Genomic DNA, 22,002 nt, shown 5'->3' with positions numbered 1-22,002 from the left:
CTCAGGCGAGACGCGTCGGCTCGACCCACCAGTCCGGCCGTGCCGACCGTATCGCGCCGGCGGCCGCCCCGGCGGCCGCCGCATCCGAAAACAACGCGAACACCGTCGCGCCCGAGCCCGACATCCGGGCGAGGCGGCAGCCATCCTGCGCCCGCAACAGCGCCAGTGCCTCCCCGATGACCGGTGCCACGGTGAGGGCCGGCGGTTCGAGATCGTTGCGGGCCGGGATGATCGCGGCGAGCACGCCGTCGGCGTCCAGCCCGGCCGCGATGACCGGATGCTCGGCGCCGTCGAGCGTCTGCCCGACCGCGAGGCCGAGCGCCTTGAACACCGGCGCGGTCGAGACCGGCACGCCGGGATTGACCAGCACAGCCGGCACGCCTTCGAACCCGAGGGCCGGACCGACCGCCTCGCCCGCGCCGCGCATCATCCGGCCGCGCGGATCGAGGCAGACCGGCACGTCGGCCCCCGTGGCCCGCGCCGCCGCGACGACGGCCGGGTGATCGGGGGACAGCGCGTTCAGTTCGGCGAGCAGGCGGAGTGCGGCCGCGGCATCCGACGAACCGCCGCCGATCCCGGCCGCGACCGGTAATTCCTTGTGGAGATGGAAGGCGCCGAGCCTCAAGCCCGGCACGCCCGCGGCGAGATGGCGGGCGGCGCGCAGCACGAGGTTGTCGTCGAGGGGCCCCGCCGGGCCGGCCGTCGGGCCTGCGACGGCGAGCGTGAGGTCGGGACCGGGATCGAGCGTCAGCCCGTCGGCGACCTCGGCGAAAGCCACGAGGCTCTCCAGCACGTGGTAGCCGTCCTCGGGGCGGCGCCCGAGCACGTGCAGGGTCAGGTTGATCTTGGCCGGAGCGCGGGTGGTGAGACGGGACACGGGCTCTCGGGCAGACGGGACGGGATGGCGCCTGCCATAGGAGGGCGGAGCGCCGCGGGCAAGCCGCCCGAAAATGGCGCCGGTGCGGACGCTCGCCCGCACCGACGCCGATCGATCACCAGCGGTGATGCCAGCCGCCGCGCCAGCCACCGTGGCCGCCGCGCCATCCGACATGGCGATAGCCCCACGGGCGACCCCAGCCGCCGACGTGACGGTAACCCCAGGGACGGTTCCAGCCGGCATGACGATAGCCCCAGGGGCGGCGCCAGCCGTAGCCGTAGACGACGGGACGGGCGTAGTAGACCGGGCGATAGGCGTAGGGCCGCCAGTTCGGCTTGCACCAGCCCGACCAGCCACGGTGGAATCCGGGGCCGCATCCGTCACGGGCCTCGGCCGTCCCCGCCGTCCCGGCGATGGTCCCGAGGGTCAGCAGCGTTGCAGCAACGAGCTTCAATCGCATGGTTGTCCTCCTTCGGTCTTGAGTGACGCCGGGGAACGACCGCGACATCGCCATCGTTGCCGCATTACGAAAGTTTAATATTCCTTTGGAGACAGTAAGTTAGACCCATGTCTGGCCAAGACGACTTGTTTCCGGATTGTCTCTGTGCCGAACGCTTCCCGTCAAAAGCCCGTGAGGGAGCGAGGACCCATTGCCCGCCCCTATCCTGAGGTGCCGCACAGCGACCTCGAAGGATGGCCCCGGTCGCGTCGCGTGTTCCCTCGAGCCCTCCCTTGAGGCCCGCTGGCATGGGCATCTCAGGATAAGGGGGATGGGTAGAAGGTGCCGAGCCTGAGGCTCGAGCGCATTACGGCCTGATCTCGATCGGGGTGCCGGTATCGACGCGAGCATAGATCTCCCGCATCTCGGCGTTGGTCACGCCGACGCAGCCCTGCGTCCAGTCCATCATCCGGTGCAGCCGGCCGGCCCACGAAAATCCGTTCATCAGACCGTGGATCATGATGTCGCCGCCCGGCGACTCGCCGCGCGCCTGCGCCGCCGACGCGTCGGCGGGGGAGGGGTAGGAGACCTTGAGCGAGAGATGGGCGACGCTTCTGGGGTTGCGATACGCAATCGCGTAGGTGCCCTCCGGGGTGCGCCCGTCGCCCTCGCGGGTCTTGTGCCCGGTCGGCGTGAAGCCCAGCGAGATCGGATAGGTGGCGAGCACGGTCTCGCCCCGCAGCAGCGTCAGGCGGCGGGCCGCCTTCTCCACGAGGATGCGGTCGGCCCGCTCCGGCTCGGGCACCAGAAGCGGCTCGGTGCGGCCGATCTGGAGGGCGTCGGCGGCCACGACGCCGCTCGCGCCGAGCCCGGCGAGGGCGAACACGGCAAGGAGGCGGCGGCGGGCCACGGCGTCACCCGACCTTGGCCAGCGCCTGCTCGATGTCGGCGATCAGGTCCTCGGGATCTTCGAGGCCGATCGAGAGGCGCACCGTCTCCGGCCCGACGCAGGCCGCCGCGCGCTCCTCGGGGCGCAGCTGCCGGTGGGTGGTGGTGGCCGGGTGGATCGCGAGCGTCTTGATCTCGCCGATGTTGACGAGGTGTGAGACGAGTTCGAGGGCGGCGATGAATCTCAGCGCCGCCGGCTCGCCGCCCTTCAGGGCGAAGGTGAAGATCGAGCCCGGCCCCTGCGGGCAGTAGCGGTGGGCGAGCGCCTCGCCCGATTGGCCGGGAAGCGCCGGGTAGCTCACCCAATCCACCGCCGGATGGTCCTTGAGGAAGGCCGCGATCTGCTTGGCATTCGCGCAGTGGCGGGCCATGCGCAACGGCAGGGTCTCGATGCCGGTCAGCGTCAGGAACGCGTTCATCGGCGAGAGGCCGGGCCCGAGGTCGCGCAGGCCGAACAGGCGGCAGGCGACCGCGAAGGAGATCTCCGGGAAGCGCTGGCTGACGATCAAGTCATCGTAATCGGGCCAGGGATCGTTGATGAGGTTGTAGCGCGAGCCCTTGGACGCCCAATCGAAGGTGCCGGCGTCGCAGATCATGCCGCCGATCACCTGCCCCGAGCCGCCGAGGAACTTCGAGGTCGAGTGGACGACGATGTCGGCGCCGTACTCGATCGGGCGGATGAGGGCCGGGGAGGCCAGGGTGTTGTCGATGACGAGCGGCAGGCCGTGCTTCTTCGCGACCGCGGCGATGCCCTCGATGTCCATCACCGTGGCGCAGGGATTGACGATCGACTCGCAGATGATCGCCTTGGTGTCCGGCGTGATCGCGGCCTCGAACGCCTTCGGCGTCAGGTCGGCGGCGAAGTGGGGCGTGAGGTCGTAGCGGCCCTCCAGCCGGCGCATCAGGCCGAGCGAGCCGCCGAACAGGCGCGGCGAGGCGACGTAGGCGTCGCCCGACTGCATCAGCGTCATCATCACGAGGAGCACGGCCGACTGGCCGGACGAGACCGCCACCGCGGCCTTGGCGCCCTCCAGGGCGGCGATCCGCCGCTCCAGCGCGGCGACCGTGGGATTCGAGCCGCGCGAGTAGGAGAAGCCGGTCTTGCGCATGGCGAAGATGTCGGCGGCTTGCTCCGTCGAATCGAACACGAAGCCGTTGGTGAAGTAGATCGGCTGCGCCCGCGCGCCCGTGGCGGGATCGGGGGCGGCCCCGGCATGGACCGCCTGCGTGGCGAGGCGGTAGGGCTTGGGCTCCGGGCTCATGGTTCGACCTGACAATCGCGCTGTGGCCGGTCTTCTGCCGCGAAACGCGGTTCGGTGAAACCCCGCGTGGTGCGCAGACAGGGCTGCGGCGACGGCCGGCGCCGCATCCACGCGCCCTTCGATTCACCGCACCGTCATTCCGGGGCGCCGCAGGCGAACCCGGAATCCACGACTGGCCGCGACGGTTCGACTCCAGCCGGGCACCGCGCATCACGGGTGGATTCCGGGTTCCGCTTCGCGGCCCCGGAATGACGGCCGTGGATTTGCGGGAATCAGGCCGCGCGCTTGAGGCAGGCCTTGAGGGTCCGTACCAGCATAGTCGGCGCGTAGGGTTTTGGGATGAACCTCGCGCCCTCCGGCATGTCGCCGGGGCCGGGGGTGCCCATGCCGGAGACGATCAGCACCGGAATCTCGGGCCAGCGGTGGGCGACGACGCGGGCGAGGGCGAAACCGTCCATCGAGCCCATCGGCATGTCGACATCGGTCATCAGGATCTCGACGTCGGGCCGGTCCCTGAGCATGGCGAGCGCCCGATCGGCGTGGGGGGCTTCGAGGACGTCGAAGCCGGCCTCGGACAGGGTGTCGGAGGCCTCCATCAGCAACAGGCCGTCGTCTTCGACGAGGAGAACGACGGGCGGCGCTGTGGATTCTTCTGTCATCGGGGATGCAAACGATCTCGTGCCGGGGCTGGTTGCGGCCTAATTCGCACCTGCAGCGAGGTCAAGGAAGCCCTGCCGCCATCCCTGGGCGAAAGCGCCGCGCCGGTGCGCCCGTCAGGCGTGCGCCGGCACCGGTTCGGGGGCCGCGACGGAGGCCGGCCGCATCCGGTCGAGCGCCTCGGGGCGGGGGCCGCCGGTCGCCCAATCGAGCAGTTCGACGGTGTGGACGATGGGGATGTCCGTGCCCTTCCCGATCTGCGTCGCGCAGCCGATATTGCCGGTGGCGATCAGATCGGGCCGCATCCGCTCGATATTGGCGACCTTGCGCTCGCGCAGCCGCCCGGCGATCTCCGGCTGGAGGATGTTGTAGGTGCCCGCAGAGCCGCAGCAGATGTGGCCCTCCGGCACGTCCTTCACGGTGAAGCCCGCCTTCTTGAGCAACGTCTTCGGCTCGGTGCGGATGGCCTGCCCGTGCTGCATCGAGCAGGCGGAGTGGTAGGCCACCACGAGGTCGGTGTCCTCCACCGGCGGCAGCAGGCCGATCCCGGCCATGTACTCCGTCACGTCCTTGGCGATGGCCGACACCCGCTTAGCCTTCTCGGCATAGGCGGGGTCGTCGCGGAACATGAAGCCGTAATCCTTGATGGTCGTGCCGCAGCCGGAGGCCGTGACGACGATCGCGTCGAGGCCCTCCCCGTCCATCTCGGCGATCCAGGCGTCGATCGTGCGCTTGGCGTGGCCGTGGCTCGAGTCTTCCTTGCCCATGTGATGGGTCAGCGCCCCGCAGCAGCCTTCGCCCTTCGGCTGCACCACCTCGACGCCGTGGCGGTTCAGCAGGCGGATCGCCGCCTCGTTGAAATCCGGCCGCAGCACGCTCTGAGCGCATCCCCGCAGCAGTGCGACCCGGCCGCGGCGTTTCCCCGGCCCGGCATCGCGGCCGGTCTGGAACAGGTCGCTCACCTCCTGCGCCGAGGTATCGGCGGGGAAGACGCCCGGCCGGTCGGTCGGGTTGCGGTTGGGCAGCTCGGCGGGGGCGAGGTCGAGCATCGCCGCGAGCCGGTTGCCGACACGGGGCACCTTCGCCACGAGCGGGCGCAGCGGCGCGCCGATCTTGGCCCCGAGCAGGGCGAGGCGGAAGCGGTTCGGATAGGGCAGCACGAACGCGAGCACCGAGCGCAGCAGCCGGTCGCTGAGCGGGCGCTTGTAGGTCTTCTCGATATGGGTGCGGGCGTGATCGACGAGGTGCATGTAATGCACGCCCGACGGGCAGGTCGTCATGCAGGACAGGCACGAGAGGCAGCGGTCGACGTGCTTGACCACCTCGCGGCTCGCCGCCTTGCCGCCCTCCAGCATGTCCTTGATGAGGTAGATTCGTCCGCGCGGGGAATCGAGTTCGTCACCCAGGAGAAGGTAGGTCGGGCAGGTGGCGGTGCAGAAGCCGCAATGCACGCAGGTGCGCAGGATCTTTTCCGAGGCCGCCATGGCGGGATCGGCGAGCTGCTCGGGGGAGAAGCTGGTCTGCACGGCGCGTCCTCGGTCTGATTTTTCTTTGAGGCTGGCGACTTGGATCGACACTCGGGTCGAGCCGCTTTCTTAGAACCGTACCAGATCGCCGCGCAATCGGTTCCGCGTCGCAGGCGCGGCCACACCCTGCGACGCCGTCATTCCGGGGCCGCGCAGCGGAACCCGGAACCCACCCGTGATGCAACGCCGTACGATGCGTCGAGGCCAGTCGTGGATTCCGGGTTCGCCTACGGCGCCCCGGAATGACGGCGGCGAGGATAGAGGCTCAGCGCTCCCGCGAGCTGGAGAGCAGTCGCGCGATGAACCAGATCGGCACCACGATCGCCGCGCCCGCCAGCACCCAGCGGCCGAAATCGTGGAAGGTCTCGAAGCCGAGATCGATCAGGTTCCGCGACAGGTCGTAGAGATGCCAGAACAGCAGGCCCGGCGTCAGCCCGAGCATCGCCATCACGGCGCCGACCAGCACCGACAGGAACAGCAGCTTCACCGCCACCGCCATCGGCGAGCCGCCGAGGAAGCGGTTGAGGGCCGAACGGTGGCGCGGCGCGCTGGTGCGCGGGTCGGCGTAGCCGCCTTGACCCGGGGGCAAGCCGCGCCGCGTATCGTGATCGCCGATCATGCCGTTCCGGTCCTTGCATCCCGCCCGCCGGCCCGTCGCGGCGTTGCTCCGCCGCCACAGCCGTGTGAAACCGCGCGCCCACACCCGTCGTTGGACGCATTCGCGGCTCCTGCCAGATGGCACCGCGGCCCGTTCCGCTCAAGATGGCGGGCTGCTGCCGACGTCAAACCCGAGAAAGGCCCATGATCGACCACGCCCTGTTCGACCCGGCGACGATCGATCCGGAGACCAAGGCGCTCAACGCCGAGATCGTGGCCGCTCACGCCGCGCAGCCCGACCCGTGGTCGCTGCCGATCGCCGAGGTGCGCGCCCGCCGCCGCGAGGGCACCAAGGCCTCCCCGGCCATGCCGCGCAGCGCCCGGGCCGAGACCCTGACCATCGACGGCCCCGGCGGCCCGCTGGCGCTGCGCGTCATCCGACCGAAGGGTAAGGCGCGCGGCGCCTATCTCCACATCCACCGGGGCGGCTGGGTCTGGGGCGCGGCCGACGAGCAGGACCCGTGGCTCGAGCGCATCGCCGACGCCTGCGGCTTCGTCTGCCTCTCGGTCGAGTACCGCCTCGCGCCCGAGCATCCCTATCCGGCCGCGTTGGAGGATTGCGAGGCCGCCGCGCTGTGGCTCGCCGGGCCCGGCCGCACTGAGCTCGGCGTCACTGCGCTCACCATCGGCGGCGAATCGGTCGGCGCGCATCTCGCCGTGATGGTGCTGCTGCGCCTGCGCGACCGGCACGGCCTCACCCGCGCCTTTCGCGGCGCCAACCTCAATGCCGGCTTCTACGATCTCGGCCTGACCCCGAGCGTGCGGCTCTGGGGGAGTGAGCGCCTCGTCATCAACGGCACCGACCTCAAGCGCTTCGCCGACGACTACGTCCGCGAGGGCATCGACCGGCGCCGTCCCGACGTGTCGCCGCTCTACGCCGAGCTGAAGGGCCTGCCGCCCGCGCTCTTCACCGTCGGCACCAGCGATCCGCTCCTCGACGACACGCTCTACATGTCGGCCCGCTGGGCGGCGGCCGGCAACGGCGGCCACACTGCGGTCTATGCCGGCGGCTGCCATGTGTTCGTGCGCTATCCGGGACAACTCACCGAGCGGGCCTTGGAACTCATCGACCGGTTCCTGATGGCGCTGGCGTGACGCGGGTGACGGGCCGGACACGGCGCCTTACCTGAGCGGCGTGTCCCCCTCCGATCTCCCGCCGCGCTTCTCCGCATGGTTCACCGAGCGCGGCTGGCAGCCGCGTCCGCATCAGCTCGAATTGTTGGCGACGGTGCGGGCCGGGCGCTCGGCGCTGCTCGTGGCGCCGACCGGGGCCGGCAAGACGCTGGCCGGCTTCCTGCCGAGCCTCGTCGAGCTGTCCGAGGCGGGGCGGGGCAAGCGGGGCCTACACACCCTCTACGTCTCGCCGCTCAAGGCGCTCGCCGTCGACATCGCCCGCAACCTCGACGCGCCGATCGCCGGCATGAGCCTGCCGGTCACGGTCGAGACCCGCACCGGCGACACCCCGGCCCACAAGCGCACCCGGCAGATCGCCCGCCCACCGGATATCTTGTTGACCACGCCGGAGCAGCTCTCGCTGCTGCTGGCGCACCGTGAGGCGGAAGCGCTGTTCGCGGGGTTGCGGACGGTGGTGCTGGATGAGCTTCACGCGCTCGTCACGTCGAAGCGGGGGGATCTGTTGGCATTGGCGCTGGCCCGGCTGCGACGGCTGGCGCCGGGGCTGCGGGCCATCGGGCTGTCGGCCACCGTGCGCGAGCCGGACGAGCTCCGGAAATACTTGGTGGCGCAAACCCAAAAAAGCCCTCCCCCCTCTGCGGGGGAGGGTGGCCGCGGAGCGGCCGGGAGAGGGGAACCACCTCTCCGCTTGGCCGCCATCGACGCGAAATCTTCGGAAGCGTCGCTCCCCTCTCCCGACCCCCTCCGGGGGCCACCCTCCCCCGCGGAGGGGGGAGGGGTTGGAGCCCCTGCGATGGCCGACCTCGTCGTCGCCACCGGCGGCGCCAAGGCCGATCTGCACATGCTCGACATCGGCCGCACGCTCCCGCTCGCCGGCCACACCGCCAAGCACGCCTTGCCGGCGATCTACGACCTGATCCGCACCCACCGCACGGTCCTCGTCTTCGTCAACACACGGCTCCAGGCCGAGTACACCTTCCAGGAACTCTGGCACCTCAACGACGACACGCTGCCGATCGCCCTGCACCACGGTTCGCTGGACGCCTCGCAGCGCCGCAGGGTCGAGGCCGCGATGGCGGCAGGGCAGCTGCGGGCGATCGTCTGCACAGCGACGCTCGATCTCGGCATCGACTGGGGCGACGTCGATCTCGTGGTCAATGTCGGCGCGCCGAAGGGGGCGAGCCGGATCATGCAGCGGATCGGCCGGGCCAACCACCGCATGGACGAGCCGTCCAAGGCCTATCTCGTGCCGGGCAACCGCTTCGAGATGCTGGAATGCCGTGCCGCCCTCGACGCCGTCGAGGAGGCCGCGCAGGACACGCCGGACGCGCGGCTCGGCGCCCCCGACGTGCTGGCCCAACACGTGCTGGGCATGGCCTGCGCCGACGCGTTCGACCCGCTCGACCTCTACGACGAGATCGTCTCCGCCGCCCCCTATGCCGGCCTGTCCTGGGAGGAGTTCGAGGCGGTGGTCGATTACGTCGCGACCGGCGGCTACGCGCTGCGCGCCTACGAGCGCTTCGCCAAGATTCTGAAGGGACCCGATGGGAAGTGGCGGGTGCGCGACGCCAGGGTGGCGCAGCAATACCGCATGAATGTCGGCACCATCGTCGAGTCCACGCATGTAAAAGTCCGGCTCGCGCGGCATCTGCGCGGAAAACCCGGCACCGTGCTGCCGAAGACCGGCCGGGTGCTCGGCGAGATCGAGGAGGACTTCTGCGAGACGCTGACGCCGGGCGACACCTTCCTGTTCGCCGGCGAGGTGCTGCGCTTCGAGGGGCTGGCCGAGGACGAGTGCATGGCCACCCGCGCCGGCCCCGGCACCGATCCGGCGATTCCGTCTTACGCCGGCTCGAAATTCCCGCTCTCGACGTTTTTGGCCGCGCGGGTGCGGGCGATCATCGCCGACCCGTTCGAGTGGGACCGGCTGCCGCCCCAACTCGCGACTTACCTCGCGCAGCAGCGCCGCCACTCGGTGCTACCGGGTGAGCGCGACCTTCTGGTCGAAACGTTTCCGCGCACGGGCCGCTTCTACCTCACCGCCTTCCCGTTCGAGGGGCGGCTCGCGCACCAGACGCTCGGCATGCTGCTGACCCGCCGCCTGGAGCGCGCGGGGCTGCGCCCGCTGGGCTTCGCCGCCAACGATTACGGCATCGCGATCTGGATGACGAAGGACGTGAGCGAGCGCATCGCCCTCTCGCCCGGTTTCATGGAAGCCCTGTTCGACGAGGACATGCTCGGCGACGACTTGGAGGCGTGGCTCGACGAATCCGCCATGATGAAGCGCACCTTCCGCCAATGCGCGGTGATCGCCGGGCTGATCGAGCGGCGGTTTCCGGGCCAGAAGAAGACCGGGCGTCAGGTGACGATCTCGACCGACCTGATCTACGACGTGCTGCGCCGCCACCAGCCCGACCACCTGCTCTTACGCGCCGCGCGGCAGGATGCGGCAACCGGACTCCTCGACGTGACCCGCCTCGGCATGATGCTGAGGCGCATCCGGGGGCGAATCATTCACCGATCCCTCGACCGGGTCTCGCCGCTCTCCGTCTCCGTCATGCTCGAAATCGGGCGCGAGCGGGTCTACGGAGAGGGGGCCGACGACATCCTGGCCGAGGCCGAAGCCGCGTTGCTTGAGGAAGCGCTCGGCTGAAGTCGTCGCCCCTCCAGACCCGTTTGAGGATGCGACCTTGGCCCAGAGCCAACGACTCGAGAAGACCGTGAAGGGCACCGACCTGTCGCTGGCGGGGCAAGCCGTGAGCCTCGATCGCAGCGGCGCCCTGTGGCTGGCCGAGCACCGCACGCTCGTCGTCTCCGATCTCCATCTGGAGAAGGGCTCGGCCTATGCGTCCCGCTCCGGCCAATTCCTGCCGCCCTACGACACGCGGGAGACGCTGGTGCAACTGCACGAGGTGGTGCAGCGGCTCGACCCGGCCTGCGTCGTGGCGCTGGGCGATTCCTTCCACGATGACCGCGGCCCCGAGCGGATGGAGCCGGGCGACCGGGCGATGGTCGCCGCGTTGCAGGAGGGGCGCGACTGGGTCTGGATCGCCGGCAACCACGACGCCGCGGTGAGCGAGGGCGTCGGCGGGCGCTACTGCGAGACGCTTGCGATCGGCGGCCTGACCCTGCGCCACGAGCCGCTGGCCGGCGCGGAAGCCGGGGAGGTGGCGGGCCACCTTCATCCCTGCGGCAAGGTCTCGATGCGCGGGCGCTCGGTGCGCCGCCGCTGCTTCATCAGCGATGGGCACCGCCTCGTCATGCCGGCCTTCGGTGCTTATGCGGGTGGGCTCAACGTGCGCGACGCCGCCTTCGAGCCGCTGTTCCCCAAGGGCTTCACCGCCTACCTGCTCGGCGACGGGCGGGTCTTCGCGATCGGCCGATCGATGCTCGGGCGGGATTGATCAGGCGCTGCCGATGTCGTCCGGGCTCGGGCTGCCGTCGTCGAGGCGCGCGATCAGGTCGCGGAACCGGTCGGGCACCGGCTGTTCGAGGACGGAATCGTAGAGGGCGCGCAGTTGATGGCCGATGCGCTGCTGGGTCTGATCGCTCAGCCCGCCGCGCGCGGCACAGGGCCGGTCGCCGGGAAGCGCGCCGGCCGGCTCGTCCTCTGTCATCCTCGGTCGATCCCCTCAGGCCGCAGCGACTCGCCGCGATTGTCTTGCGGCTTGACATGAGTCATGGCTGCAGCAGCAACGCTGACACCCGGCTTCGGTTCCGCAGCGTATCAGGAACGGACGTGGCGCCGCCGCGTTAGCGGCGCATCGATAACGACGAAGAGCGCAGAGGCTCAGGGGAATCCATGTCGACAGCACAACTGGTCGTGCAGCACCTGCCTTATCTGCGCCGCTACGCCCGCGCGCTCACCGGCAGCCAGGTGGCGGGTGATGCCTACGTCGCGGCCACGCTGGAGACGCTGGTCAACGAGCCGGAGACCCTGGGCCGCTCGACCAACGTCAAGGCCGACCTGTTCCGCGTCTTTACCCGGATCTGGAATTCGCTCTCGGTCAACGGCCACAGCGAGCACGTGCAGCACGATCTCCCCGCCGAAGTGCGCCTCGGCCAGATCACACCGCTGCCGCGTCAGGCCTTTCTGCTCTCCTGCCTCGAAGGCTTCTCCGAGGAGGATGCCGGCGTGATCCTCGACGTGGATGTGGCCAAGGTGCGCGACCTCGTCGACGAGGCCGGCCGGGAGCTCGCCGCCGACATGGCGACCGAGATTCTCATCATCGAGGACGAGCCGCTGATCGCGATGGACCTCGAGGCCCTGGTCGAGGGGCTCGGTCACAACGTCATCGGTGTCGCCCGCACCCGCACCGAGGCGATCAAGATCGCCTCCGAGAGCAAGCGCCCCGGCCTGATCCTCGCCGACATCCAGCTCGCCGACGGCTCGTCCGGCCTCGACGCGGTCAACGACCTGCTCAAGACCTTCGAGGTGCCGGTGATCTTCATCACCGCCTACCCCGAGCGCTTCCTCACCGGCGAGCGCCCGGAGCCGGCCTTCCTCATCGCCAAGCCGTTCCAGCCGGCCAACGTCTCGGCGGTCATCAGCCAAGCGCTGTTCTTCCAGCAGAGCGCCCGCCGCCGCGAGGCGCGCTCGGCCTGACTTTTTAATCCGGCGGTTTGAACGAAGGGCGCCGCTCCGGGGAGCGGCGCCCTTCGTGCGTTTTCAGCATCTCTCAAGGCGCAAACAACACCTCGGCCGTCATTCCGGGGCCGCGGAGCGGAACCCGGAATCCACGACTGGCCGCGGCGGCTCAGCTCAAGCCGGGCTCCGCGCATCGCGGGTGGATTCCGGGCTCGCCTTCGGCGCCCCGGAATGACGTCGGTGGATGATGACAGAAAGCGGGTGCCGAGCCGCCCGTCCGCCCACGAAAAAACGGGCCGGACTGCTGTCCGACCCGTTGAGAAGGTTCCGGCCGATGCACAAGGGGAATGCGGGGAGGACCAGATGGCCGGGTTGCCTGTCCAACGGTTCGCCGGGGGGAGGGTTCCGGTAAGGGGCCTGATCGCGCGCTTTTTTCGCTCGCGCGGCATTTTCGCAACGCTCCGGCGGACTTTGGCCGGCCCCGCGCCCCGCGAATCGCCGATCGGTTAACGTGCGAAATACTGTTCTGCATCGAAGCGGGACAATGAAGGAACCGGTGAACGCGCAGCCGCGTTGTGCCGACATCCTGTCAAGCTCCCCTTCGGAGATCGCAAAGATGCTTCGGCCCGGCTTCGTTCTCGGCGTGACTGGTCCTGCTGCGATCCTGACCCTTCTGGCGCTGCCGATGGTGCGCCACGGCGCCGACGCGCTGGCCGCTCCGGCCACCGCGCCGCGGGTCTCCCTGGAGGCGCCGGTTGCCGCGCCGCTGCCGGGCCTGCGCCCCTACGACACCGCCATCAGCCCGATCCACCTCGCCACTGCGCCGCGCCCGCTCGATCGCGTCAAGCCCGCCGCGCCGACCCGCGAAGTGCAGGAGATGCCGGCGAAGCCCAAGCGCCTGACCCGCGAGGGCTGCGAGACGCCGATCAGCTCGCTCGCCGGCCCCGAGGCGCGCCGCATGGTGCCCGGCCGCTGCATGGCCTGAGGCATCGGCCCGAAAGGTGGGAACCGGCTTGTCGGAGAAAGCCGATGCGGCTCTGAAACTCATGCCGACACCTTCTCGACATCCGCCGTCGGTCCGACCGGCCCCATCCGCTCGCGAGCGACCAGCCGGTCGCCTGGGCCGAACGCGCCGAGCGGCACGTCCCGGTCCGGCAGCACCACCGTCGTCGCCGGGCCGACATGGACGAGGACGTAGCGGCGCAACGGCAGCGAGGCCGCCGCCCAGCGCCTGAGCTGGTCGTGGTAGGGCGCCCGCTTCCAGGCGTTGGCCTGCCCGGGATCGACCTGCACGTTCATGAACCGGGTCACGGGGTCGAGGCTCAGCACCATCTTGGCCCGGTCGGGGCGCCATTCCGGCCCTATCCAGCTCTCGGTCATCCAGAGGCAGTGGAACGCCCGACAATGGTCCGGCCGGCTCGCGTGGATGCCGCAGCCGGCACCGGGCTTGAGGTGCCGGCACCAGCGCCCGGCCGGGCTCTCGACGGCCGGCACGTCGTAGACCTTGCAGCACAGGGTGCAGGGGCCGCATTCCCGGCCCGGGGCGGGCGTGGCGACGATGGCGGCGGGGTCGAGCATCGGCGAAACTTATCCGGGCGGCGTGCGCGGGTGCGGCGCCTTCCTGAGCGGCATTGCCGCCGTTAGTGTGGCGGGCGTGCCGGCCGTTCCCGTCGGCGAAGCCGCCGGTCCGCCGCCATGCTGTCGAACATCGCCGCCCGCGACGTCGAGACCCTGATCCATCCCTACACCAACCTCTCCACCTTCAGGGAGACCGGCTCGCTGGTACTGGAGCGCGGGCATGGGGTCTGGGTCTACGATTCGGACGGGCGCCCCTATCTCGAAGGCATGTCCGGGCTGTGGTGCACCGCGCTCGGCTACAGCAACGAGGAACTGGTCGAGGCCGCCGCCGAGCAGATGGGGCGGCTCCCCTTCGCCCACCTGTTCTCGGGCCGCAGCCACGATCCGGCGATCGAACTCGCCGAGACGCTCAAGGAGCTGATGCCGGTTCCGACCTCGAAAATCTTCTTCACCTCGTCGGGCTCCGAGGCCAACGACGCGCAGATCAAGCTGCTCTGGTACATGAACAATGCGCTCGGGCGCCCGCGCAAGAAGAAGATCATCGGCCGCCGCAAGGGCTATCACGGCGTCACGGTGGCGACCGCCTCGCTCACCGGCCTGCCGGCCAACCACACCGACTGGGACCTACCGATCCCCGGCTTCCTCCACGCCGCCTGCCCGCACCATTACCGCGGCGCCGAGGCCGGCGAGAGCGAGGAGGCGTTCTCCCAGCGTCTCGCGGACGAACTCGAAGCGCAGATCATCGCCGAGGACCCGGAGACGGTGGCGGCCTTCTTCGTCGAGCCGGTGATGGGGGCGGGCGGGGCCATCGTGCCGCCCGCGGGCTACTTCGCGGCGATCCAGCCGGTGCTGGAGCGCTACGACGTGCGCCTCGTTGCCGACGAGGTGATCTGCGGCTTCGGCCGGCTCGGCACGTGGTTCGGTTCCGAGGCGCTCGGCATCCGCCCCCACACCCTGTCGTTCGCCAAGGCGTTGACCTCCGGCTACCTGCCGCTCGGCGGCATCAGCATCGACGAGCCGCTCTACCGGGCCATGCTCGACGAGAGCGCCAAGCTCGGCGGCTTTGGCCACGGCACCACCTATTCCGGCCATCCGGTCGCCTGCGCGGTCGCCAACCGCGCGCTGCACATCTACCGGCGCGACCGCATCGTCGAGCGCGCCGCCGAGAAGGCGCCGCATTTCCAGGCCCGGCTGTCGTCGCTCGCCGACCATCCGCTGGTCGGCGAGGCCCGCGGCATCGGCATGATCGGCGGCATCGAACTCGTCGCCGACAAGGGCGACAAGCGCCAATACCCGCCCAAGGCCGGGGTCGCGGCCCGCTGCGTGGCGTTTGCCCAGGACGAAGGGCTGATCGTCCGCTTCCTGATGGGCGACCGCATCGCGGTCTGCCCGCCGCTCGTCATCGAGACCGACGAGATCGACACCCTGTTCGAGCGCCTGCGCCGGGCACTCGACCGCACCGCCACCTGGATCGTCCAGGAGGGGCTGGAGCCGATGCCGGCGGCCTGATTCTTTTCGGCATCCCGGCCGTCATTCCGGGGCCGCGCAGCGGAACCCGGAATTTAGCCGTGATGCGCGGCCCTACATCCGTTGCGGCCAGTCGTGGATTCCGGATTCGCCTGCGGCGCTCCGGAATGACGGCCGAGAGATTTGATTTGGCTTCTGCTGTCGGCGGCATCGCCGGCCGCAATCGAATTTTGAATGCGTTGCGTCACCCGCGACACGGCCAAAGCAGCGCCTTCATCCGGTAAAATTCTGCTGAGTGCGTTGCAAGATCGCCGTTGTTGCAAAGCAGTATCAGGCCAGGACAAAGGCGCCGCCGCGAGCCTGCTCATTTCCTCGGCCTGCCAGAAAATCAGCCTCCGCCGAAACCTTAAGCTTCCGTTCAGGTGACCGGATCAATCACTGTGTCGCCGACTTCGCAATCTCGCCAAAAACGGATTGTTCAGTGGGGCCACGCCCGGCACCGAGGCCGGGTGGATCTCGAGTCGAACCGGCCGACCCCGGCCGTCCCGCCATCGAACCAGGACAGGACTCATGTACGCCCCCAGCCGCACCTCGTCGTTCGCGATGCATTCGGGCTCCGCCGCCCGCGTGTCTGTGACCGAGGATCGCGAGAGCTTCCGCCCCGTGGCCCTGCCGGCGCTCGCCGCCGCCGTGCACGTCAACGCCGCCGCCGTGAAGGCGGCCCGCGCGAAGGCCGGAACCGGGAAAGCGTTTCGGATCGTCCACGAGGACGAGCCCGTAGAGTAAGAAGCGAGGCTTGACGCAGCCGCCGGGCCGGTGGCTCTGGCGGCATGCTGATCCTCCCGACACGACGGCAGGTGCTGACGGGCCTGGGCGCTTCCGCGCTCGGCCTCGGCACATCGACCGGCGCCTACGCCTTCGTGATCGAGCCGCGCTTCCGGCTCGCCGTCACGCCCTACGCGCTGACGCCGCCGGGCTGGACGCCTGGGCTCGCCTTGCGGGTCGCGATCATCGCCGACATCCATGTCTGCGAGCCGTGGATGCCGCTCGACCGCGCCGCCGAGATCGTGGACGCGGTGAACGCGTTGGCGCCTGACCTCGTCCTGCTGCTCGGCGACTACCCGGCCTCCCGCACCGTCACGTGGAAGCGGGTGCCGCTACCCGATCTCGTCCGGCTGTTCGAAGGTCTGCGTTCGCCGCTCGGCACCTACGCGGTGCTCGGCAACCACGATTGGTGGGACGACCGCGCGGCGATGGAGGCGCGGCGCGGGCCGGTCGAATCGCACCGCCTGCTGGAGGCGCGCGGCATCCCGGTTCTGGAGAACGATGCGCTCCGCCTCATCAAGAACGGGCGCCCGTTCTGGCTCGCGGGACTGGCCGACCAGGAGCCGTTCCTGCCGATGGGCGACCGCCGCAGCCTCGCCGACATCCCGGCGACCCTTGCACAGATCACCGACGACGCGCCCGTCCTGCTGATGGCGCACGAGCCCGACATCTTTCCCAAAGTGCCGAAGCGGGTGTCGCTGACGCTGTCCGGGCACACCCACGGCGGGCAGATCCGCCTGTTCGGCGTCTCGCCGGTGCTCGCGGGCTCGCCCCGCGAGCGCTACGCCTACGGCCACGTCGTCGAGGACGGGCGCCACCTCGTCGTCTCGGGCGGGCTCGGCGTCAGCAAGGTCGCCGTCCGGTTCGGCGTGCCGCCGGAAATCGTGCTGCTGAATCTCGGGCAGGCCGCGCCGGCGGCGTGAGTTCTTTCAGGGCTCCAGGGCGTCGAGGTCGCGCAGGCCCGCCCAGGTCTTCCAGTCGCCCCAGGCCTCGGTGAGGGCCGCGACCGCGCTCGGCCGGTCCTCGGCGACGCCGCCGCGGCGGAACGGCAGGCCGCCGATGTCGAGGTTCATACCCCAGGACCATTGTTCCGTGCCGGGCGCGGCGCTGATGCAGTCGATGCGCCCGACGATGAGCGCGCCGCTGGTGGCGAAGTAGGTCTCCCGCGGGTGGTCCTGTAGCCGGGTGAAGACGAGGACCGCCACGCGGAGGGGCTCAGCGCCGCCCGGTCGGCGGGACGTGCAGGAAGCTGCGCTCGCCGGTCGCCGCCTCGGCGACGTGCTGGATCGTGTCGAGGAGCTGCGCGATCGGCCGCGGGTTCTCCGCGGGACCGAGAAGCTGGGGAGCGACGCGGCGGCCGGCGGTGCGGCCGGCGACGATCTGCGCCTCGCTGAGGACGTCGAAACTACGGCCGGCTCGTCGGGTCATGGCTCCTCCTGCGCTCGGCAGAATGTGCCCTGGCATGGTAAACGGGGCGTTAACCGCGGCCGTTCCCGAAAAGCCGCGAGAGCGCGCCATCCCGGCTAAGTCGTTGAACAATATCAGGTCGGCGGAGTTGCCGCGCCGCGGCGGTCCGCGTCCTCCGCCCACAGGTGGAGCGCGGCGTAGGCCCGCCACGGCCGCCACGCCTCGGCCCGCGCCAGAAGACCGGCGCGACTCGGGCGGCCGGTGCCGGAATCGAGGGCGCGCATCAGGCCGACATCGCCCGGTGGGAAGGCATCGGGTTGCCCCAGCGCCCGCATGGCGACGTAATGTGCCGTCCACGGGCCGATGCCGGGCAATGCCGTCAGCCGCGCCACGCTTGTCTCCAGATCGGGCTCCGGCGCGAACAGGCCGGGCGCGTCGAGGATGGCGGCGGCGAGCCCCTGGATCGCCCGGCCGCGGGCGCGCGGCATGTTGAGGACGAGCGACACGTCCGCCTCGACCAGTTGGGCCGGCTCGGGGAAGGCGTGGGTGAGGCCGGGGGCGGTCGCCTCCGCGGGAAGCTTCGTGCCGAAGGCGGAGACGAGGCGCCCGGCGAGCCGCGTCGCCGCCGCGACCGAGACCTGCTGCCCGAGGATCGCCCGCACCGTCAGCTCGAACGGATCGAACGCGCCGGGCATCCGCAGGCCCGGCCGCCGCCGCACGAGGTCGGACATCGACGGATCGCCGCTCAAACCGCGGGCGATCGATTCCGGATCGGCATCGATGTCGAGCATGGCCCGGAGCCGCGCCAGCACCGTGCCGCGCGCTGCATCATCGAGGCTCGGCGCCTGGAAGCGCACGCACATCCTCGGCGCGTCCGGGGCCGGGGCGACGCGCAGGGTGCCGAACCCGTCGGCGAACCGGAACGTGCGGGCGTAGACGCCGTCTGTGACCGCCTCGACGCCGGGGCTCGCATGGTCGGCCAGGAAGGCCGCGAGCCGGGGCCAGTCGTAGGGCGGGCGGTAGGGGAGGGCGTGCTCCGTCATCGGCAGAGGACGGACTTCGCAGACGGACTCAGACGAGCGGCACCGGCTCCGTCGCCTCGAATTCGGCGGTGTCGCCGACGAGGTCGGTGATCGAGATCGCGACCGTGCGCCCGTTCTTGAGGGTCAGCACCGAATCCGGCACCAGCCAGATCGGGCGCAGGCCCGCGTAGGTGCCGGTGAGCGTCCCGTGCGCCGTCACCGAGCCGGAGCGGCGCTCGATGACCAGCTTGTAGCGCACCTTGGCCGTCGCCACGCCCTCGGCCGAGACGGTGCCGCGTCCGCTTGCGACCTGCAGGACTTCGTTCGGCTCGAACATGGGCGCGCGCCGCTACGCAGAACGGGATCAAGAGGCAAACAAGATTGCCTGTTGATCCCGAGGTACGGCATCGGGTCAGCCCCGCCAAGGGGGCAAGGGGCCGCCGCACGGCTTTTCGGTGAATGTCTCGCGCGGCTGACCCGCGGAAGGCCGGACGCCCAGCGCATCGTGCTGGATCTCGTATCCATAACGATGCGCTCGATTCTTGTGCCGCCTCGGCTTTTTCCGACCAGCCGAATTCCACCTTCGGGCCGATGCTCTACGCTTCCGGCACGTCCCGGACGACGACGCGGCCGCGCTCGACCGAGAGCGCCATGCGCCCGGCCTTGAGCGCCAGAGCCTTCTCGCCGAACAGGCCGCGGCGCCAGCCCTGGAGCACCGGCAGGTCGTCGGTCCCGTCCTCGGCCAGGGCCTCCAGATCATCGACGGTGGCAATGATCTTGGGCGCGACGCCCTCGGCCTCGGCCACCGCCTTCAGCAGCACCTTCAGGAGATCGACCAGGGCGCCGTTGTTGCCGCCCCGCGTCCGCGCCCGCTCCGGCAGGGCGATCTGCGAGGGGTCGCGGGCAAAGCCCCGCTCGACCGCGGCCAGGATCTCGCCGCCGGTGCGCGAGCGCTCGAAGCCAGCCGGGATCGTGCGCAGACGCCCCAGCGCCTCGACGCTGCGGGGGCCGGCGGTGGCGATGTCGATCACCGCCTCGTCCTTGAGGATGCGCCCGCGCGGCACGTTTCGGCTCTGCGCCTCGGCCTCGCGCCAGGCCGCCACCTCCATCAGCACCGCGATCTCCCGCGGCTTGCGCATCCGGCCCGACAGCCGCTTCCAGGCGAAGGCCGGATCGGCCCGGTAGGTCTCCGGCGAGGTCAGCACCGCCATCTCCTCGTCGAGCCACAGGCCGCGGTCGGTGCTCAAGAGTTCGGCGGCGAGCACCTGGTAGATCGTGACGAGGTGGGTGACGTCGGACAGCGCGTAGGCGAGCTGCGCCTCCGAGAGCGGGCGGCGCGACCAATCGGTGAAGCGCGACGACTTGTCGATGCGCGCCTTGGCGACGTCGTTGACGAGCTGCTCGTAGGAGACGGAATCGCCGTAGCCGCACACCATCGCGGCGACCTGCGTGTCGAAGAACGGGTGCGGCAGCAGCCCGCCCATCAGCCAGACGATCTCGAGATCCTGGCGGGCCGAGTGGAACACCTTCACCACGCCCTCGTCCGCCATCAGGTCGAGGAAGGGTTTCAGGTCGATGCCAGGCGCCAGCGGATCGACGAGGCAGGCCGTGCCGTCCGGCCCCGCCATCTGGATCAGGCAGAGTTTCGGATAATAGGTCGTCTCCCGCATGAACTCCGTATCGACCGTGACGAACGGCTGAGCGGCGAGGCGGGTGCAGGTCTCGGCGAGGGCCTGGGTGGTGGCGATCAGTTCCATCGCACGGCTATACCGAACCTCCGTCCCGCCTGCGAGACGACGTTAGGCCGATTTTCCGGCCTTGAGCCGCCCGGCGGGCGCCGCGGGGATGGTTCGCGCGCCGCCGCGCCTCGGCCTGCGCCGGCAGCCTGTCGACGAATCCGGCATCGGCGCGTAGGCCCCGGTGGAGCCCGTGCGCCCGGTCGGTGCCGCCGAGAAGCCTGCGGCCGGGGCCGAGCTTGCGTTCGCGCGCGTTCAGCGTCCGGGTCGTCCAAGTTGCGCGGCCGTCCTGGTAGCCGACCTCTTGGATGACCTCTTGGACGACCTCGAAGGTGCCGGCGAGCGGCACGATCCGCCACGGGTCGGCCGCCGCCGCGAGTTCCGCCGGGCTTCAAGGAAAGCTGTGGAAATCCATGAGCTTCATATCGGATCGGGCGGTTCCCGGAACGAGCGCGACGACGGGCAGGGACACGCGGGATCCGCGGGGGAGGCGCGCGCTTTTGCGCTTCGAAAACGTCACCGAACCAAGTTAAGGTCACGCTTGTTTTCACTCAGGGCGCGTCCTTCGCGAAAGGGGCGGGCGCCCGGCGAGAGGCGATCATGTTGAGGCGATGGTTCCGGACGGCGCTCCTCGCGGTTCCGGCGATGCTGGCCCTGGCCTTCGGTTCGGGCCCGGCCGACGCCCAGAGCTTCCAGACGGCGGCCCCGCACGCGATCCTGGTCGATGCCGAATCCGGCTCGGTGCTGTTCGAGAAGGGCGCCGACGAGCTGTTCTCCCCGGCGAGCATGGCCAAGCTGATGACGGCGGAGATCGTGTTCGGCGCCCTCAAGGAGGGCCGGCTCACCATGGACACCGAGTTCACGGTGACCGAGGACGCGTGGCGCCGCGGCGGCGCGGGCGGCGGCGGCTCGTCGATGTTCGCCCAGGTCAACAGCCGCATCAAGCTGTCGGATCTGCTGCGCGGCCTGATCATCCAGTCGGGCAACGACGCGGCGATCACCATCGCCGAGAACATGGCTGGCACCGAGGAAGCCTTCGCCGGCATGATGAACCGCCGTGCCAAGGACATCGGCATGACGCGCTCGACCTTCCGCAATGCCACCGGCTACTCGGCGCCCGACCAGAAGGTCACCGCGCGCGACATGGCCAAGATCGCCCAGCACATCATCGACACCTATCCGGAGTATTACAAAATCTACTCCGAGCGCGAGTTCACCTGGAACAAGATCAAGCAGCAGAACCGCAACCCGCTGCTGACGCTCGACATCGGCGCCGACGGCCTCAAGACCGGCTACCTGGAGGAATCCGGCTACGCGCTGACCGGCTCGGCGGTGCAGAACGGCCAGCGCCTGATCATGGTGGTCTCCGGCCTCAAGACCGCCCGCGACCGCGCCGCCGAGACCCGCAAGCTGATGGAATGGGGTTTTCGCGCCTTCGAGCCGCGGCAGGTCTTTTCGCAGGGCGAGACGGTGGCGGACGTCTCGGTGTTCGGCGGCGAAAAGGGCTCGGTGCCGGTCGTCGCCAAGAAGCCGGTGCGGCTGCTGCTGCCGCGGGGCTCGTCGGAAAAGGTCTCGGCCCGCGTCGTCTATCAGGGCCCGCTCGCCGCGCCGGTGGAGCAGGGCCGCGAGGTCGCCCGCCTGCGGGTCACCCGCGGCGACACGCTGGCCCTGGAACAGCCCCTCTACGCGGGCGAGACGGTGGCCGAGGGAACGCTGACCCAGCGGGCGCTGGATGCCGCGATGGAGGTCGGCAACGACCTGATCCGCCGCGCCTTCGAGAAGGCGAAGGGCGGTTCGCAGACGAGCGCGCCGAGCGGGAATTCCTGAGTTCGCCCAAGCCCTCACCCCGCCTGCGGGGCGAGGGAATGCGCGGGCGGGC

General features: G+C 70.2%; 23 protein-coding genes. 9 read left to right on the top strand and 14 right to left on the bottom strand.

From position 1 onward, the window contains the following. Position 1 precedes the first annotated feature (1 nt). The 7 genes from HNR00_RS22905 to HNR00_RS22875 all read right to left on the bottom strand — a co-directional run bounded on the left by HNR00_RS22905 (position 2) and on the right by HNR00_RS22875 (position 6,328). Positions 2-877 (bottom strand): 4-(cytidine 5'-diphospho)-2-C-methyl-D-erythritol kinase, encoded by an 876-nt coding sequence (locus tag HNR00_RS22905; RefSeq protein ID WP_183573451.1) that lies wholly within the window; start codon positions 875-877, stop codon positions 2-4. 115 nt (positions 878-992) lie between these two features. Beyond that, a complete protein-coding gene (locus HNR00_RS22900; protein WP_183573449.1) occupies positions 993-1,337 on the bottom strand; it encodes a GCG_CRPN prefix-to-repeats domain-containing protein in 345 nt (114 codons plus the stop codon). Positions 1,338-1,683: 346 nt separating this feature from the next. Then, a complete protein-coding gene (locus HNR00_RS22895) occupies positions 1,684-2,226 on the bottom strand; it encodes a L,D-transpeptidase family protein (RefSeq protein WP_183573447.1) in 543 nt (180 codons plus the stop codon). Between the two features lie 4 nt (positions 2,227-2,230). Then, a complete protein-coding gene (locus HNR00_RS22890; protein WP_183573445.1) occupies positions 2,231-3,526 on the bottom strand; it encodes an O-acetylhomoserine aminocarboxypropyltransferase/cysteine synthase family protein in 1,296 nt (431 codons plus the stop codon). 272 nt (positions 3,527-3,798) lie between these two features. Continuing rightward, entirely contained in the window at positions 3,799-4,185 is a 387-nt protein-coding gene (locus tag HNR00_RS22885; RefSeq protein ID WP_183573443.1) for a response regulator, read from the bottom strand. Between the two features lie 114 nt (positions 4,186-4,299). After that, on the bottom strand, positions 4,300-5,709 hold the full coding sequence (locus HNR00_RS22880) for a heterodisulfide reductase-related iron-sulfur binding cluster (RefSeq protein ID WP_183573441.1): 1,410 nt from the start codon (positions 5,707-5,709) through the stop codon (positions 4,300-4,302). Between the two features lie 265 nt (positions 5,710-5,974). Continuing rightward, positions 5,975-6,328 carry a DUF6460 domain-containing protein gene (locus HNR00_RS22875; protein WP_183573439.1) on the bottom strand — a complete coding sequence of 118 codons (354 nt, stop codon included), beginning with the start codon at positions 6,326-6,328 and terminating at the stop codon, positions 5,975-5,977. A 182-nt stretch (positions 6,329-6,510) separates the two neighbouring features. Between HNR00_RS22875 and HNR00_RS22870 the strand changes: the two genes are divergently transcribed. Genes HNR00_RS22870 through pdeM form a run of 3 tightly spaced genes read left to right on the top strand, consistent with a single transcriptional unit; the run spans position 6,511 to position 10,904 of the window. Then, complete coding sequence (locus HNR00_RS22870; protein WP_183573437.1) at positions 6,511-7,461, top strand: alpha/beta hydrolase; 951 nt, start codon at positions 6,511-6,513, stop codon at positions 7,459-7,461. Positions 7,462-7,501: 40 nt separating this feature from the next. Continuing rightward, positions 7,502-10,153 carry a ligase-associated DNA damage response DEXH box helicase gene (locus HNR00_RS22865; protein WP_183573435.1) on the top strand — a complete coding sequence of 884 codons (2,652 nt, stop codon included), beginning with the start codon at positions 7,502-7,504 and terminating at the stop codon, positions 10,151-10,153. Positions 10,154-10,190: 37 nt separating this feature from the next. Beyond that, on the top strand, positions 10,191-10,904 hold the full coding sequence (gene pdeM, locus HNR00_RS22860) for a ligase-associated DNA damage response endonuclease PdeM (protein WP_183573433.1): 714 nt from the start codon (positions 10,191-10,193) through the stop codon (positions 10,902-10,904). Here the strand turns inward: pdeM and HNR00_RS22855 are convergent, their stop codons facing one another. Further along, on the bottom strand, positions 10,905-11,117 hold the full coding sequence (locus HNR00_RS22855; protein ID WP_183573431.1) for a NepR family anti-sigma factor: 213 nt from the start codon (positions 11,115-11,117) through the stop codon (positions 10,905-10,907). Positions 11,118-11,302: 185 nt separating this feature from the next. Between HNR00_RS22855 and HNR00_RS22850 the strand changes: the two genes are divergently transcribed. Both HNR00_RS22850 and HNR00_RS22845 read left to right on the top strand, forming a co-directional pair. Beyond that, positions 11,303-12,106 carry a response regulator gene (locus tag HNR00_RS22850; protein WP_183573429.1) on the top strand — a complete coding sequence of 268 codons (804 nt, stop codon included), beginning with the start codon at positions 11,303-11,305 and terminating at the stop codon, positions 12,104-12,106. A 598-nt stretch (positions 12,107-12,704) separates the two neighbouring features. Continuing rightward, the gene (locus HNR00_RS22845; protein ID WP_183573427.1) at positions 12,705-13,073 is read left to right on the top strand and encodes a hypothetical protein; all 369 of its coding nucleotides are present in this window, start codon (positions 12,705-12,707) and stop codon (positions 13,071-13,073) included. Positions 13,074-13,132: 59 nt separating this feature from the next. Here the strand turns inward: HNR00_RS22845 and HNR00_RS22840 are convergent, their stop codons facing one another. After that, on the bottom strand, positions 13,133-13,666 hold the full coding sequence (locus HNR00_RS22840) for a CxxCxxCC domain-containing protein (protein ID WP_183573425.1): 534 nt from the start codon (positions 13,664-13,666) through the stop codon (positions 13,133-13,135). Between the two features lie 117 nt (positions 13,667-13,783). Here HNR00_RS22840 and HNR00_RS22835 point away from each other — a divergent pair, with 117 nt between their 5' ends. From HNR00_RS22835 to HNR00_RS22825, 3 genes are all read left to right on the top strand, one after another. Further along, positions 13,784-15,175, top strand: coding sequence for an aminotransferase (locus HNR00_RS22835; RefSeq protein ID WP_183573422.1), 1,392 nt, complete (start codon positions 13,784-13,786; stop codon positions 15,173-15,175). Between the two features lie 528 nt (positions 15,176-15,703). Continuing rightward, complete coding sequence (locus HNR00_RS22830; RefSeq protein WP_183573421.1) at positions 15,704-15,919, top strand: hypothetical protein; 216 nt, start codon at positions 15,704-15,706, stop codon at positions 15,917-15,919. 44 nt (positions 15,920-15,963) lie between these two features. After that, positions 15,964-16,881 carry a metallophosphoesterase gene (locus HNR00_RS22825; protein ID WP_183573419.1) on the top strand — a complete coding sequence of 306 codons (918 nt, stop codon included), beginning with the start codon at positions 15,964-15,966 and terminating at the stop codon, positions 16,879-16,881. A 6-nt stretch (positions 16,882-16,887) separates the two neighbouring features. On the opposite strand, the gene HNR00_RS22820 is transcribed toward HNR00_RS22825, so the two are convergent. The 5 genes from HNR00_RS22820 to rnd form a co-directional block, all read right to left on the bottom strand. Continuing rightward, the gene (locus HNR00_RS22820) at positions 16,888-17,163 is read right to left on the bottom strand and encodes a hypothetical protein (RefSeq protein WP_183573416.1); all 276 of its coding nucleotides are present in this window, start codon (positions 17,161-17,163) and stop codon (positions 16,888-16,890) included. A 10-nt stretch (positions 17,164-17,173) separates the two neighbouring features. Further along, positions 17,174-17,386 (bottom strand): hypothetical protein, encoded by a 213-nt coding sequence (locus HNR00_RS22815; protein WP_183573413.1) that lies wholly within the window; start codon positions 17,384-17,386, stop codon positions 17,174-17,176. Positions 17,387-17,499: 113 nt separating this feature from the next. After that, complete coding sequence (locus tag HNR00_RS22810) at positions 17,500-18,408, bottom strand: DNA-3-methyladenine glycosylase family protein (RefSeq protein WP_183573411.1); 909 nt, start codon at positions 18,406-18,408, stop codon at positions 17,500-17,502. Positions 18,409-18,436: 28 nt separating this feature from the next. Beyond that, on the bottom strand, positions 18,437-18,724 hold the full coding sequence (locus HNR00_RS22805; protein WP_183573409.1) for a hypothetical protein: 288 nt from the start codon (positions 18,722-18,724) through the stop codon (positions 18,437-18,439). A gap of 259 nt (positions 18,725-18,983) precedes the next feature. Further along, on the bottom strand, positions 18,984-20,144 hold the full coding sequence (gene rnd / locus HNR00_RS22800) for a ribonuclease D (RefSeq protein ID WP_183573407.1): 1,161 nt from the start codon (positions 20,142-20,144) through the stop codon (positions 18,984-18,986). A gap of 579 nt (positions 20,145-20,723) precedes the next feature. Here rnd and HNR00_RS22795 point away from each other — a divergent pair. Next, complete coding sequence (locus HNR00_RS22795; protein ID WP_183573405.1) at positions 20,724-21,950, top strand: D-alanyl-D-alanine carboxypeptidase family protein; 1,227 nt, start codon at positions 20,724-20,726, stop codon at positions 21,948-21,950. The last annotated feature ends 52 nt before the right edge of the window (positions 21,951-22,002 follow it).

Source organism: Methylorubrum rhodinum (assembly GCF_014199935.1).
Taxonomy (GTDB): Bacteria; Pseudomonadota; Alphaproteobacteria; order Rhizobiales; family Beijerinckiaceae; genus Methylobacterium; species Methylobacterium rhodinum.
The sequence above is the reverse complement of the archived record's forward strand: the minus strand, read 5'-3'. Positions and strand labels throughout refer to the sequence as shown.